Origin of the sequence: Streptomyces aureocirculatus, assembly GCF_000720475.1 — a bacterium.
Classification (GTDB): domain Bacteria; phylum Actinomycetota; class Actinomycetes; order Streptomycetales; family Streptomycetaceae; genus Streptomyces; species Streptomyces aureocirculatus.
The window spans coordinates 175115-189870 of the sequence record NZ_JOAP01000003.1 but is presented as its reverse complement, the minus strand read 5'-3'; the positions used below and the strand labels follow the sequence as shown (position 1 = coordinate 189870).

At 71.0% G+C, this 14756-nt stretch carries 7 protein-coding genes and 1 pseudogene; 3 read left to right on the top strand and 5 right to left on the bottom strand.

Translation table 11 applies throughout. The features are described 5' to 3' along the window. Window positions 1-58: 58 nt before the first annotated feature. From IG78_RS0103970 to hisC, 5 genes and pseudogenes are all read right to left on the bottom strand, one after another. On the bottom strand, window positions 59-1792 hold the full coding sequence (locus tag IG78_RS0103970) for a GAF domain-containing sensor histidine kinase (RefSeq protein WP_030559760.1): 1734 nt from the start codon (window positions 1790-1792) through the stop codon (window positions 59-61). A gap of 294 nt (window positions 1793-2086) precedes the next feature. Further along, window positions 2087-5881, bottom strand: coding sequence for a thiol reductant ABC exporter subunit CydD (cydD, locus tag IG78_RS41685; protein WP_037685041.1), 3795 nt, complete (start codon window positions 5879-5881; stop codon window positions 2087-2089). A gap of 265 nt (window positions 5882-6146) precedes the next feature. After that, window positions 6147-7148 (bottom strand): annotated as a pseudogene (cydB, locus tag IG78_RS0103960) (cytochrome d ubiquinol oxidase subunit II); the annotation flags it as partial. A gap of 32 nt (window positions 7149-7180) precedes the next feature. After that, complete coding sequence (locus IG78_RS0103955; protein WP_030559756.1) at window positions 7181-8725, bottom strand: cytochrome ubiquinol oxidase subunit I; 1545 nt, start codon at window positions 8723-8725, stop codon at window positions 7181-7183. A 437-nt stretch (window positions 8726-9162) separates the two neighbouring features. Then, window positions 9163-10242, bottom strand: a complete 1080-nt coding sequence (hisC, locus tag IG78_RS0103950) for a histidinol-phosphate transaminase (RefSeq protein WP_030559754.1) — start codon at window positions 10240-10242, stop codon at window positions 9163-9165. A 488-nt stretch (window positions 10243-10730) separates the two neighbouring features. On the opposite strand from hisC, the gene IG78_RS0103945 reads away from it, so the two are divergent. The 3 genes from IG78_RS0103945 to IG78_RS0103930 all read left to right on the top strand — a co-directional run bounded on the left by IG78_RS0103945 (window position 10731) and on the right by IG78_RS0103930 (window position 14704). Next, window positions 10731-11852, top strand: a complete 1122-nt coding sequence (locus tag IG78_RS0103945) for a LacI family DNA-binding transcriptional regulator (protein ID WP_030559753.1) — start codon at window positions 10731-10733, stop codon at window positions 11850-11852. A gap of 664 nt (window positions 11853-12516) precedes the next feature. Next, entirely contained in the window at window positions 12517-13623 is a 1107-nt protein-coding gene (locus tag IG78_RS41680) for a metallophosphoesterase (protein ID WP_078964790.1), read from the top strand. A 193-nt stretch (window positions 13624-13816) separates the two neighbouring features. Next, on the top strand, window positions 13817-14704 hold the full coding sequence (locus tag IG78_RS0103930; protein ID WP_030559749.1) for a hypothetical protein: 888 nt from the start codon (window positions 13817-13819) through the stop codon (window positions 14702-14704). Window positions 14705-14756: the final 52 nt, after the last annotated feature.

Below are 14756 nucleotides of genomic sequence, written 5' to 3'. Positions count from 1 at the left end.
GCGGGGGACCTCGTGACCCGTACGGGGCACGCCCGTACCGCCGAACAGGGGTGGGCCCTCAGTGCGGTGCCTGCCACACCACGGTCGCGCCGCCCCCGTGCGCACCGATGCCAGGGCCGTACCAACTGTCGCCGCCGAGGGACTCCGCGCGCCGCTTGAGGTTCCTCAGGCCGCTGCGGCGACCGCCCTCCTTGATGCCGACGCCGTCGTCGGCGACGGTCAGGCGTACGCCCCGCTGTCCGTCGGGAAGGAGCACCGTGGCGTCGACGACGACGTCGATACGGTCGGCCTGAGCGTGCCGGAACGCGTTCGACAGGGCCTCGCGCAGTGCCGCGATGAGGTTCTTGCCGGTGAGTTCGCCGACGAGCGCGTCCACGGCGCCCGCGAAGTGGTGCGAGGGCTTGAAACCGAGCGGTACCGCCGCCATGTTGATCTCGCGCAGGACCCGGGTGCGCAGTCCCGCGGGGGCCTCCGCGGGCCCCTGCTGGAGCGCGAAGATCGCCGTGCGGATCTCCTGGATCGTCACGTCAAGCTCGTCCACGGCCTTGCCGACGCCCTGCTGGACCTCCGGCACGAGGGACCGCCGTTGGGCGCCCTCCAGCATCATCCCGGTGGCGAAGAGCCGCTGGATGACCAGGTCGTGCAGATCGCGGGCGATGCGGTCGCGGTCCTCGTAGACGGCCAGCCGTTCCCGGTCCCGCTGCGCCTCGGCCATCATCAGGGCGAGCGCGGCCTGCGAGGCGAACTGGGTGGCGAGGGTCCGCTCCGCCTCCGTGAACGGCCGTGCCCCCCGCGCGCGGGGCGTGACGAGCGTCCCGAGGACCCGGCCGTCGCTCTGCAGCGGCAGCATCATGGCGGGTCCGTAGCCGCGCGCGAGGTCGGTCATGATGCGCGGGTCCGTGGCCGCGTCGTCGATGAACACGGCCCGCCCGTCGAGCAGATCGGCGACGATGCGGCTCTCCGGGGGCACGGTCACGCCGAGGGCCGCGCTCGGCCGGTCCGAGGACACGGCGACAATCTCCATGCCGCCCTCCTCGTCGGGCAGCAGCACGATGCCCGCGGCCGAGTCCGCCAACTGGCGCGCCTGCTCCGCGACGACCGCGAGCGCTTCGTCGGCGTCGGAACCCGAAAGCAGCGCCGTGGTGACGGCCACGGACCCGTCGATCCACCGCTCGCGCTGCTTGGCGGCCTCGTACAGGCGCGCGTTGCCGATCGCGATCCCGGCCTCCGTGGCCAGTACGCGCACCATGTGCACGTCGTAGTCGTTGAACTCGCCGTCGCGCTTCTCGGTGAGGTAGAGGTTCCCGAAGATCTCGCCCTGCACGCGGATCGGCACCCCGAGGAAGCTGCTCATCGGCGGGTGGTGGGCGGGAAAGCCGCAGGAGCGCCGGTCTCCGGCGAGGTCGGCGAGGCGCAGCGTCTCCGGTTGGTGGATGAGCGCACCGAGGAGCCCGCGGTGGCCGTCGGGTAGTCGGCCGATGCGCCGGGCGGTGGCCTCGTCGATGCCGGTGAAGACGAAGTCGCAGAGCCCGTCGCCGTCTTCGGAGACGACGCCGATCGCCGCGTAACGGGCGTCCGTCAGCTCGGCCGCGGTCTCACAGATGCGGTCCAGGGTGGTGTGCAGTTCGAGCCCGGTGCCGACGGAACGCATCGCCTCCAGGAGCTGCGGTACGCGCGCGGTCAGCTCGGTGGAAAGCCCCGGGGGACCGTGGGTCGCCCGGGCCGCCGCCTTCGCCGGGTCCGGGGCGCCGTCGGGGGGCGGGGCGGGGGTGGAGGCCGGGGGGACGGGCATGCCTTGAGAGTAGTAAGTCCGTTTTGCCGGGGAAAGTCGAGCCCTTACCGGCCCGTGAGCCACCGATCTGCTTGGGCTGCGGTTCGCGGAGGCGGATCGCTGAGGCGGGCTCGCAGCCGTCGATTCGCGGTGGCGGGCTCGCAACCGCCGGTTCGCGGTGGCGGGCTCGCAACCGCCGGTTCGCGGACGCGGGCTCGCAACCGCCGGTTCGCGGACGCGGGCTCGCAACCGCAGGCACGCAACCGCAGGCACGCAGCCGCAGGCACGCAGCTACCGGCACGCGACCGCAGGCGCTCAGCCGCCCACGGCGGTCAGCAGGTCCGCCGCCGATTCCCGTTCCTGCATCCGCCGCAGCGGCCCGTCGACGGACAGGAGCTCGTCGTACGTCCCGCGCTGCACCACCTGCCCGGCGTCCAGGACGAGCACCTCGTCAACTTCGTCGAGTCCGACGAGACGGTGCGTGATGAGCACCGTGGTGCGCCCTTCGGTGGCCGCCAGCAGATCGGCGGTGAGCGCGTCGGCGGTCGGCAGGTCGAGGTGTTCGGCGGGCTCGTCGAGCACGAGGACGGGGAAGTCGGCCAGCAGCGCGCGAGCGAGCGCGAGGCGCTGCCGCTGTCCGCCGGAGAGCCGGGCGCCGTGCTCGCCGACCGGCGTGTCGAGCCCGTCGGGCAGGGACCGCACCCAGCCGTCGAGGCGTGCCGCCGCGAGCGCCGCGTACAGCTCGCCGTCGTCCGCGTTCTTGCGGGCGAGCAGCAGGTTCTCGCGCACGGTGCTGTCGAAGACGTGCGCGTCCTGGGCGCACAGCCCGACGGAGCGGCGCACGGCGTCGCCGTCGAGCGCCGCCACGTCCGTGCCGCCCAGCGTGTACGTCCCGCCCGCGGTGCCGAGGAAGCGCAGCAGCACATGGGCGAGCGTCGTCTTGCCGGATCCGGACGGGCCCACGACGGCGACGCGGTGGCCGCGCTCCAGGGTGAGCGAGACGTCCGCCAGGGCATCGCGGTCCTGCCCGTCGTAGCGGGCGTGCACCGCTTGGAGCCGCAGGGGGAAGGGTGCCCGCGGGTCCGGCGCCGTGACTTCGGTTGCCAGGCCCGGCGCCGTGACTCCGGTCACCTCGCCCGACGCCGGGACTCCGGTCACCTCGCCCGGCGCCGGGACTCCGGTCACCTCGCCCGACGCCAGGACTCCGGTCACCTGGCCCGGCACGGGGGCTTCGGTTGCCGCCCGGCCCGGCGCGAGGGCGGCGGTCGCCTCGCCCCGCGCGGGGGCGGCAGGAGCCGGTACGGGCTCCGGAGCGTCGAGGACCTCGTGGACCCGCTCGGCGCTCTTCTTGACGCGCTGGCGGTACTGGACAGCGAGCGGCAGCCCGGTCACCGCCTCGAACGCGGCGAGAGGGGTGAGGACGACCACGGCGAGCGCCACGCCACTGAGCCGGCCGTCGTGCACGCCCTGGACGCCGACGAGTGCGGCCGCCGCCACGGTCAGGCCCATGGCCAGGGCGCCGAGCCCGTCGCCGAGCGCGGTGGCACCCGCCGTCCGCGCGGCGATCCGGGTCAGCTCCGCGTCGGCGGCCTTCGCCCGGTCGGTACGGCCGCGCAGGGCGCCCGCGACCGTCAGCTCGGCGGTGCCGGTGAGCAGGTCGGACACCCTGGTGGCGAGCACACCACGCGCGGGGGCCAGCCTGCGTTCGGCGCGCCGGGCGACGGCCCCGCTGACGAGGGGCACGCCGACACCGGCGGCCAGCAGCCCCACCGCCAGGACGGCCCCCGCCTCCGGGAGCAGCCACGCGGTGAATCCGACGGCGCCGACGCTGACGAGGGCCGCGGCGCCTGCGGGCAGCAGCCAGCGCAGCCAGTAGTCCTGGAGGGCGTCCACGTCGGCGACGAGGCGGGACAGCAGGTCACCGCGGCGGGTCGTCCGCAGACCCGCGGGGGCGAGGCGTTCCAGGCGCCGGAACACGGCGACCCTGGTATCGGCGAGCATCCGAAGGACCGCGTCGTGCGACACCAGCCGCTCGGCATAGCGGAAGCAGGCCCGCCCGATGCCGAAGGCGCGGGTCGCCGTGACGGCGATCATCAGGTACATCACCGGGGGCTGCTCCGAGGCCCGCGAGATCAGCCACCCGGAGGTGGCCATGAGCCCCACGGCACTCCCGAGGGCGAGACTTCCCAGCAGCAGCGCCAGCGCCAGCCGCCCCTTGCGCTCCCGCGCCGCTTCCCTGACCCGAGCGAGCACCCCACGCTCCGACTCCCCCCAGGCACCCGCGCCCTCGGAGCCGACCCCTTCACTCCCCTCACGAACAAAGCCCCCGCTCCCACGAGCGCTGCGAGCAACTACCTCGCCCCCGCCGCCCCCACTGCGGGCAACCACCTCGCCCCCGCTACGGGCGATCGTCCCGCAGGGTGGGACGGGTGGGCACAGCCCAACCCCCCGGGCACCGTCAACGTCGGCGCCCACCCGTACCACCCTGTCGGCCACAGCAAGCAACGCAGGCCGGTGGACGACAAGGACCACGGTTCGCCCGACGGCCAACCTCCGGACCGCCGCGACAACTCCCGCCTCGGTCTCCCCGTCCAACGCGGCAGTGGGCTCGTCCAGCAGCACCACGGGCCGGTCGGCCAGAAACGCCCGCGCCAGAGCGACCCGCTGCCGCTGCCCGGCGGAAAGCCCGACCCCGTCCTCCCCCAGGACGGTCTCGACGCCCTGGGGCAACCCGGTCACGAACTCCCAGGCCCCCGCCGCACGCAGCGCGTCGGCCACGTCCGCGTCGTCCGCCCCGGGGCGAGCCAACCGGACGTTGTCCGCGATGCTCCCCGCGAACAGGTGCGGCCGCTGCGGCACCCAGGAGACCTGCTCCCGCCACCGCTCCAGATCGACGTCACCGAGATCACTGGCACCCAGCTCGCCGTCACCGACCAGCACCCGTCCCCGCGTAGGCCGGACGAAGCCCAACAGAACATTCAGCACGGTCGACTTACCGCAGCCGCTCGGCCCCACAAGGGCCACCGTCTCCCCGTCCGCGACCGAGAACGACGCCCCGCGGACGGCGTCCTCCGCCCGCCCCGGGTACCGCACGGTGAGGTCGTCCACCCGCAGCCCGCCCCGCCCGGGCACCGGCCCTGTCCCCCCGGCCGGAACCGGGGTCTCCAGGACCCCGAAGATCTCCTCCGCCGCGGCAAGCCCTTCCGCCGCCGCGTGGTACCGCGCCCCGACCTGCCGCAGCGGCAGATACGCCTCGGGCGCGAGGATCAGGACGACAAGACCGTCGTACAGCTCCATGTCGCCATGGACGAGCCGCATGCCGATGGTGACGGCGACGAGCGCCACCGAGATGGTGGCGAGGAGTTCCAGGGCGAACGACGACAGGAACGCGATGCGCAGGGTGCGCATCGTCGCGCGCCGGTACTCCCCGGTGATGTTCCGGATCGACTCGGCCTGTGCCTTGGCGCGGCCGAACACCTTCAGCGTCGGCAGACCCGCGACGACGTCCAGGAAGTGGCCGGAGAGACGGGAAAGGAGCTGCCACTGGCGGTCCATCCGCGCCTGCGTGGCCCAGCCGATCAGCATCATGAAGACGGGGATCAGCGGCAGCGTCGCGACGATGATCGCCGCGGACACCCAGTCCTCGGTGACCACACGCAGGAGCACCGCGGCCGGGACCACCACCGCGAGGCCCAGTTGCGGCAGATAGCGGGAGAAGTAGTCGTCGAGCGCGTCCACACCCCGGGTCGCCAGCGTGATCAGCGAGCCCGTCCGCTGGCCGGTCAGCCAACTGGGACCGAGCTCCCCCGCCCTCTCCAGGAGCCGACCGCGCAGCTCCGACTTGACCGCCGCGCTCGCCCGGTGCGCGGCGAGTTCGGTGAGCCATGCCACCAGCGCCCGGCCCACCGCGACGACCGCCAGCAGAAGCAGCGGCTTACTCAGGTCACCGGCGTCGAGCCCGTCCTGGAAGCCGCCCACCACGATCTCGGCGATCAGCATCGCCTGGGCGACGACAAGGCCCGCGCCGGCCAGGCCGAGGACCACCACGGCGGTGAGGAAGAACCGGGTGGCACGCGCGTACCGGAACAGGCGCGGGTCGATCGGTTTCACGTGAAACACACCCTCCCAAGGAGCTTGTGCGTCAGTCGAGTTGGGTCAGTACTTGGCCTCGCCACGCAAGCTCTGTGCACAGTCTCGTCACCTTAGCTGTACGCGCGGCATCGTCACGGAAGTCTCGCGTTACCTCGTCACCTCCACGCACGACCTCGCCACGAAGTCGTCAGCGTGCGGCGTCGACCGCGTGCGGCTCGGGCTCGTGCGGCCCGGGCTCGTGCGGGCCGGTCGGGTGCGGTCCGGGTGTCCGGGGGCTCGGCGCGTGCGGGTCCGGCGCGATGTGCTGCGTACCGATCCGCTTGCGGAACACCCAGTACGTCCACGACTGGTAGAGCAGCACGATCGGCGTCGCGACGCCCGCGCACCAGGTCATGATCTTCAGGGTGTAGGGGGTCGACGAGGCGTTGGTGACCGTGAGGCTCCAGTCCTCGTTCAGCGACGACGGCATGACGTTCGGGAACAGCGTCAGGAAGAGCATCGCGAAGGCGGCGACGATCGTGACGCCCGAGAGGGCGAATGACCAGCCCTCGCGCCCGAGTTTGATCGCCACGACGGCCGCGGCCAGGGCCACCACCGCCACGACCATCGCGGCCAGGCTCTTGCCGTCGCCGTTGTCGGCCTGCGTCCAGAGGAGGAAGCCGAGCGCGAGCACCGCGGTGACCAGGCCCAGGGCGAGCGCCAGCTTCCGTGCCCGCATCCGGATGTCGCCGACCGTCTTCAGGGCCGTGAACACCGTGCCGTGGAAGGTGAACAGCGACAGGGTGACCAGGCCACCCAGGAGCGAGTACGGGTTGAGCAGGTCCCAGAGGTTGCCCACGTACTCCTTCCGCGCGTCGATCTTGACGCCACGCACGATGTTGCCGAAGGCCACGCCCCACAGGAACGCCGGGAGCAGCGAGGTCCAGAAGATCGCGTGTTCCCAGTTGGTCTGCCAGCGCTCCTCGGGGCGCTTCGCGCGGTACTCGAAGGCGACACCGCGCACGATCAGGCAGAGCAGGATGATCAGCAGCGGCAGATAGAAGCCGGAGAACAGCGTCGCGTACCACTCGGGGAAGGCGGCGAAGGTCGCGCCGCCCGCCGTGAGCAGCCACACCTCGTTGCCGTCCCAGACCGGGCCGATGGTGTTGATGAGCACCCGCTTCTCGGTGCGGTCACGGGCGAGCAGTTTGGTGAGGACGCCGACTCCGAAGTCGAAGCCCTCGAGGAAGAAGTAGCCGATCCACAGGACGGCTATGAGCACGAACCAGACGTCGTGAAGTTCCATGTCGCCTGTTCTCCTTCAGTACGAGCAGGCCATCAGTACGAGAAGGCCATGGGCCGGTCGGCCTCGGCCTCGGCGTCGGTGTCCGCACCCGCTCCACCGGGCGGGCCGCCGATCTTGGTGGGCGGGTTGAGGTCGGCCTCGGTGAGCTGCGGCGGTCCCTGGCGTACGTACTTGAGCAGCAGCCGGACCTCGATGACGGCGAGGATCGCGTAGATGAGGGTGAAGACGATCAGCGAGGTGAGCACCTCGCCCTGCGAGACGCCGGGGGAGACCGCGTCCTCGGTGCGCAGGACGCCGTAGACGACCCAGGGCTGCCTGCCGGTCTCGGTGAAGATCCAGCCCCAGGCGGTGCCGATGAGCGGGAAGATCAGCGTCCACTGCGAAAGACGCCACCACCAGATGCCGATCCTGGGCGCCAGCTCCTTGTTCTTGGTGAGCATCAGCTTGGGTATGTCGTCCGCGCCGGTGCGGTGCTCCGGGGCGAGCCAGAACCTGCGCCGGGTGAGCCAGAGCCCGGCGGTGCACAGGGCCATGGAGACGCCGCCGAAGCCGATCATCCAGCGGTAGGACCAGTACGCGGTGGGGATGTTCGGCCGGTAGTCGCCGGGGCCGAACTTCTCCTGCGCCTCCCGGTTGAGGTCGTTGATGCCGGGGATCTCGGAGCTGAAGTCGTTCTTGGCGAGGAAGGACAGGATGCCCGGCACCTCGATGGCGACCTTGTTGTGGCCCTCCGCGACATCCCCGTACGCGAAGATCGAGAACGGTGCGGGCTTCTCGGACTCCCACAGGGCCTCGGCGGCCGACATCTTCATCGGCTGCTGCTCGTACATCACCTTGCCGAGGGTGTCGGCGCTGATGACGGTGAGCAGGGTGCCGGCGAACGCGGTGACCAGGCCGAGACGCAGCGACATCCGCATGGTGCGGATGTGCTGCTTCTTGCGCAGGTGGAAGATCGCGATGCCGGTCATGAAGGCGCCGCCGACCAGGATCGACGCGGCGATCACATGGAAGAAGTTGACGAGCGCCGTCTCCTGGAACAGCACCTTGGAGAAGTCGGTCAGCTCGGCGCGGTTCTTGCCGTCCCGCTCCGTGATCTTGTAGCCGACCGGGTGCTGCATAAAGGCGTTCGCGGCGATGATGAAGTACGCCGACAGGATGGTGCCGATCGACACCATCCAGATGGTGGCGCAGTGCAGCTTCTTCGGGAGCTTGTCCCAGCCGAAGATCCACAGGCCGATGAAGGTCGACTCGAAGAAGAAGGCGATCAGCGCCTCGAAGGCCAGCGGGGCACCGAAGACGTCACCGACGAAGCGCGAGTAGTCGGACCAGTTCATGCCGAACTGGAACTCCTGCACGATGCCCGTGACGACGCCCATCGCGATGTTGATCAGGAACAGCTTGCCCCAGAATTTGGTGGCTCTGAGGTAGTGCTCCTTGCCCGTCCGCACCCAGGCCGTCTCAAGGATCGCCGTGAGGGCGGCCAGGGAGATCGTCAGGGGGACGAAGAGGAAGTGGTAGACGGTGGTGATGCCGAACTGCCATCGCGCCAGGGTTTCCGGCGCCAGAGCCAGGTCCACGTCGACTTCTCCTTACATGCCGTGGCCGAACCGGCGTTTTGCTCCTTTTGTCAGGGACATCTTCGGAGCAAGTAGGACACGCTTGTGAACGCGTTCACATTCACAAGCATTATGTCGTACGAGCGGACGATCTCCGAACTGGGGGTCCCCCTTACCGCGGGGAACGAGGTGGGCGGCTGCGCGGGCGCCCGGGAGCGGGCACGCCGAAGGGGCCGACGGCACAGTCTCCTGCCGTCGGCCCCTTCGGCTCGGCTTCGGTCCGGCTTCGGTCCGGCTTCGGTCCGGCTTCGGTCCGGCTCCGGTCCGGCTCTGGTTCAGGCCACTTCGAGGTGCGGCCCGCTCCGGGTCCGGAGGCTCCGGGTCCGGCAGCTCCGGGTCCGGCAGCTCCGGGATCGGGCCGCTAAGGGTCCGGCAGCTCCGGGATCGGGCCGCTCCGGCTACAGCTCCTTGCGGAACGTCTCCGCGGCCTGGAGGAAGATGTCGTTGGCCTCGGTCTCCCCGATCGTGATCCGCGCCCCCTCGCCCGCGAACGGCCGCACGACCACCCCGGCCTTCTCACAGGCCGCCGCGAAGTCGACCGTACGGTCGTCCAGGCGCAGCCACACGAAGTTCGCCTGCGTCTCCGGGACCGTCCAGCCCTGAGCGCGCAGCGCGTCGACCACCCGTGTGCGCTCGCCCACCAGCGCGCCGACCCGCTCCATCAGCTCGTCCTCGGCACGCAGCGAGGCCACCGCCGCGTCCTGTGCCAACTGGCTCACGCCGAAGGGCACCGCCGTCTTGCGCAGCGCGGCGGCCACCGGCTCGTGGCCGACCGCGAAGCCGACCCGCAGGCCCGCGAGGCCGTAGGCCTTGGAGAACGTACGCAGCACGCAGACGTTCGGCCGGTCACGGTAGATCTCCAGGCCGTCCGGTACCTCGGGATCGCGGATGAACTCCCGGTACGCCTCGTCGAGTACGACGAGGACGTCGCCCGGCACCCGGTCCAGGAAACGTTCGAGCTCGGCGCGGCGCACCACCGTGCCGGTGGGGTTGTTGGGGTTGCAGACGAAGATGAGGCGCGTGCGGTCGGTGATCGCGGCGGCCATCGCGTCCAGGTCGTGCACCTCGCCCGTCGTCAGCGGCACCCGTATCGACGTGGCACCGCTGACCTGCGTGATGATCGGGTACGCCTCGAAGGAGCGCCACGCGTAGATCACCTCGTCACCCGGACCCGCGGTCGCCTGCACCAGTTGCTGGGCGACGCCGACGGAACCGGTGCCGGTGGCGAGGTGCGAGACGGGCACGCCGAAGTGGTCGGCCAGCTCGCTCATCAGGCCGGTGCAGGCCATGTCGGGGTAGCGGTTGAAGCTTCCTGCCGTGGCGAGCACACTCTCCATGACGCCGGGCAGCGGCGGGTAGGGGTTCTCGTTCGAGGACAGCTTGTAGGCCACCGGGCCGCCGGCCGCGGCGGGCTTGCCCGGCTTGTAGGTGGGGATACCCTCCAGCTCGGCGCGCAGCCTCGGGCTCGTCTCGCTCACCGCGGTCCTCCTCGTGATCATCCGAACTTCAATGATTCTCACCTTATGAGGATTCGGCGCCGCTGCGAATGGGCTGTCGGTCTCGGTCCGGACAACGGCACCGACCCACGCCCGGGGAGCACCCACCCAAGGGGCCCGTCCTGGGGGACGTCCTGGAGGCCCGTCCTGGAGGGCGGCAGCGCGCAGCGCAGGGGGATCGTCCTGGGGGCGGCAGCGCGCGGCGCAAGGGGGAGCGCGTCCCGCTCTGGCACGCGCCGGTGGCTCACTCCGTGGCGCGCATCACCCGTGAAGGTGAGTTGAGACCTCTTCGAGACCTGGGCCATTTGGCAGGCCCTTGCACGACGACAAGGTACCGATGCCTCACTATGCGGCCAACTCCCTGGGTTTCCAAGGTCATTGCGCAACTTCCACCATGCAGAAACGTGCCTGTCAACGGGTGCATATGCGTCCGCACTACCCACCCCCATGAGCCCTACTATCGGCTCGCCATGACAGCAGCAGGGAAGCACCAGGTGAGCCGAGCGGAGACCTCCCGCCGGGCCAACCGGCAAAGCCGAGCGGGTATCAGAGACGTCGCCGCAGCAGCCGGTGTCTCCATCACGACTGTCTCAGACGCCCTCAACGGCAAGGGGAGACTGCCCGACGCCACGCGACGCCATGTCCGAGAGGTCGCCGACCGCCTGGGTTACCGCCCGTCGGCCGCGGCCCGAACCCTCCGTACCGGTAAGTCGGGCCTCATCGGCCTCACCGTGACGACGTACGGGGATGAACCTTTCACCTTCACGGAATTCGCGTACTTCGCGGAGATGGCGAGAGCCGCGACCTCGGCCGCGCTCGCCCGGGGCTATGCCCTGGTCATCCTCCCCGCCACCTCGCGCCGCAGCCCCGTCGACGTGTGGTCGAACGTCGCCCTCGACGGCACCGTCGTCGTCGACCCCTCCGACCACGACCCGGTGGTCAGCGAGTTGGTGCGGCAGGGTCTTCCGGTGGTCTCCGACGGCCGCCCCGCCGGTTCGCTCCCGGTCACGGCCTGGGTCGACAACGACCACGAGGCCGCCGTCCTGGAGATCCTCGAACACCTCGCTGCGGCCGGCGCACGCCGCATCGGCCTGCTCACCGGCACCACCACGGACACCTACACCCATCTCTCCACCACCGCCTATCTGCGCTGGTGCGAGCGCGTCGGCCAGGACCCGGTGTACGAGTCCTACCCCGCGCACGACCCCTGTGCGGGCGCCGTCGCGGCCGACCGGTTGCTCGCCCGCCCGGACCGGCCGGACGCGGTGTACGGCCTGTTCGACCCGAACGGCACCGACCTGCTCGCCGCCGCCCGCCGTTACGGCCTGCGCGTACCCGACGACCTGCTGCTCGTGTGCTGCAGCGAGTCCACCGTGTACGCCACCACCGAACCGCCCATCACCACGCTCTCGCTGAAGCCACGGCGCATCGGCACCGCCGTCGTCCAGCTCCTCATCGACGCCATCGAGGGGCTCGACACCGGACGACCCGTCGAGCAGGTGATACCGACCGAACTGATCGTGCGCACCTCGTCCGAGCGACGTCCGCCACGTACGACGGTCAGCCCGCCGCGGTCACCGGGCCAGAGCTGACCCCGCTCCCTCCGACCGGCCCGGGGCCCGCCACCTGCGGGAAAGCAGGGGGAAACCTCGGGCCAATTCGGGAGAAAACCGCAGTGAACCGGTTTCGCGCACCGATTCACCACCCCTGGTGCGCCACACAGCGACAGCCGCATTCCTATGATGGGCGGACGACACCGCGGGCCGCTGCGACCAGGCAGTCCGATCCCGGTGCAGATGCGGCGCAATGGTGGTGGAGGGGTCGATGACTCAGGGGGCCGGTCAGGGACCCGAGGTGCGGACGGCGACGCTGCGCGACTTCCGCGTGCCCGCGTACGTCTATGAAGGCGTCCGCGAGACCGACCTGCCCGCCACGCAGGGGCAGGACGGTACGCCAGAGCCCGCCCCTGACCAGGGGTTTGCTCCTGACCAGGGCTTCGCGCAGGTTCCGCCCGCTGAGGGGCTCGGGCAGGGGCAGGTTCCGCCCGCGCAGGCTCAGCAGGCGCCTGTACCGCCGCAGCAGGCGTCCGTGCCACCTCAGCAGCCCCCCGTACGGGTCCCGCAAGCGCCCGTAGCGCCCGTACAGGCCCAGCAAGCGTCCGTACAGCCCCAGCAGCCGCTCCCAGTGCCGCACGCGGTCCAGCCGCAGCAGCCCCCCGTGAACCCGCAGCAGGCGCCCCCCGTGGCGCCGCCAGAGATGCGGATCGCGCCGCAGGCCGAGGCGCAGGCCGCCCCGCAGGCCGAGGTACGGGTCACCCCGCAGGCCGAAGTCGGGGTTGCCCCGCAGACGGAGGTAGGGGTTGCCCCGCAGGCCGAGGCGCGGACCGAGACGCAGGCCTCCGCACACCCCGGATCCGCCGATGAGGTCCCGGAGGGCTACACGCCCACCGAGCGCGACCTCCCGGTCATCAACCGCGGTGACACCCTGCAGGTCGAGGTGCAGGAGATGCCGGAGCCGCCGCCCGCCCCGGATGGCGACGGCATGGGCCCGCTGTACGTCGTCGGAGACGTGCACGGCTACTTGGACGAGCTCATCACCGCCCTCGCGGCCGAGGGGCTGATCGACGCCGACGGCACCTGGTCCGCGGGCAACACGCGCCTGTGGTTCCTCGGGGACTTCACCGACCGCGGCCCCGACGGCATCGGCGTCATCGACCTGGTGATGCGGCTTTCCGCGGAGGCCGCGGCCGCGGGCGGTTACTGCAAGGCGCTCATGGGCAACCATGAACTGCTGCTCATCGGCGCCAAGAAGTTCGGGGACACCCCGGTCAACTCCGGCGCGGGCACCGCCACGTTCCAGGCCGCCTGGCTCCTCAACGGCGGCCAGCGGGCCGACATGGAGCGCCTGGAGGACCACCACCTGCAGTGGATGGCCCGCCTCGACGCCATCGAGGAGGAGGACGGGCATCTGCTCGTGCACTCCGACACGACCGCCTACCTCGACTACGGCGACTCGATCGAAGAGGTCAACGACACCATCCGCGAGGCGCTCACCCGCAACGACGCGGACGAGTACTGGGACCTGTTCCGCAAGTTCACCAAGCGCTTCGCCTTCCGCGACGACTCGGGCCCCGCCGCCGTACGCGAACTCCTCGACGTCTACGGCGGCAGCCGCATCGTCCACGGCCACAGCCCCATCCCCTACCTCCTCGGCGAGGTCGGCTCCGAGTACGACGGGGACGACGACGGGCGCCCGGTCATCGAGGGCCCGCACATCTACGCGGACGGCCTGGCCATCGCCATGGACGGCGGTGTGACCATGGCCGGAAAGCTACTGGTCTGCCAACTTCCTCTGGGGAACTGAACGTTCATTCCGAACGTTCACGGGGCACGTGCCGCCTTACAGGATCTCGCTGGCCAGAGGGCCAATTCTTGATAACCCCTGTCACCGCGTGCCGTCACCGCTCTACCATCGCCTTATCCGTAGCAGGCTCCCCTCCGTTTCTGCCCGACGGCTCGTAACCATGCGAGCCCCAAGCCCTACGGAGCATCGGGGGATGCACATGAACAGCGCTCCACACCTGCTCAATGAGGACCGCCCCCAGTACGAGCGGGTCCTCGATGAGGCGCTGCGCACCGCACCGAACCGCCCGGAGCTGGCCGCGGTGGGCCAGCGACTCAACCCCGAGCAGTTGCGCACCATGGCTCTCAACGCCACCGCACTGATCACGGCCGCCGCCGCGACCGAGTACCACCACTATGTGAAGGCCCGGGAGGAACTGCGCGACCCCAGGCCCTCATCCGCGACAACGATGCGTGAAAGGAGCGGATCCGGATCCGACTCGTCCGAGTCGGGCTCCGGCGGTATAGGCCTCGCCACCACCATGGGCGAGGTCACCGAAACCGCGGGCGCCGGTCTGGTCGCCGTGGTCGCGGTGCTCGCGCCCGTCCTCGCCGGGACGGCCGCCGCGATCTTCCTGCTCGTCGGCTACATCCTGAAGATGCTCGACCCCGAGCCCGCCTTCGCGGACACCCTGCTCACCGCCGGGTGGTTGTTCGGCGCGCTCACGGCGGGCGCCATCCTGGTCGCCGCGGTCGGTCTGCTCCTCACCGCCCTGCGCAACGGCTCCACCTCTCTCCAGGCAGGCTCGCACCATGAGCGGGACGAGGCGGTGGAACGGGCCAGGGAAGCCTGGTGCCAGGCGCTCCTCGAGCGGGGCCTCCTGCCCTTCCTGCGCGAGGCGCTCGCGGACCCGGACACCACAGCGGCGTCCACGACCCGCACGCCGTCGCCGGGACCTGCCGGGCGCATGCCGCAACTCGGCTACCACAGGCCGGGATTCAGCAGCCCGGAGAGCGGCTCGACCACCGGGACCCGTCCGAGCTACTCCAGTCCGGACTTCTCCAGCCCGGACTACGGCGGACCCGAGCACCAGCCGGACTGACCGGATCGACCGGGACCGGTCCGGGGTTCGACCGGGGTCGCCTCCGGGATCG

Coding starts and splice junctions, on each gene's coding strand:
- IG78_RS0103945 (WP_030559753.1), top strand. CDS start 10,731: ATGACAGCAGCAGGGAAGCACCAGGTGAGCCGAGCGGAGACCTCCCGC.
- IG78_RS0103970 (WP_030559760.1), bottom strand. CDS start 1,792: ATGCCCGTCCCCCCGGCCTCCACCCCCGCCCCGCCCCCCGACGGCGCC.
- IG78_RS0103930 (WP_030559749.1), top strand. CDS start 13,817: ATGCACATGAACAGCGCTCCACACCTGCTCAATGAGGACCGCCCCCAG.
- IG78_RS41680 (WP_078964790.1), top strand. CDS start 12,517: ATGCGGATCGCGCCGCAGGCCGAGGCGCAGGCCGCCCCGCAGGCCGAG.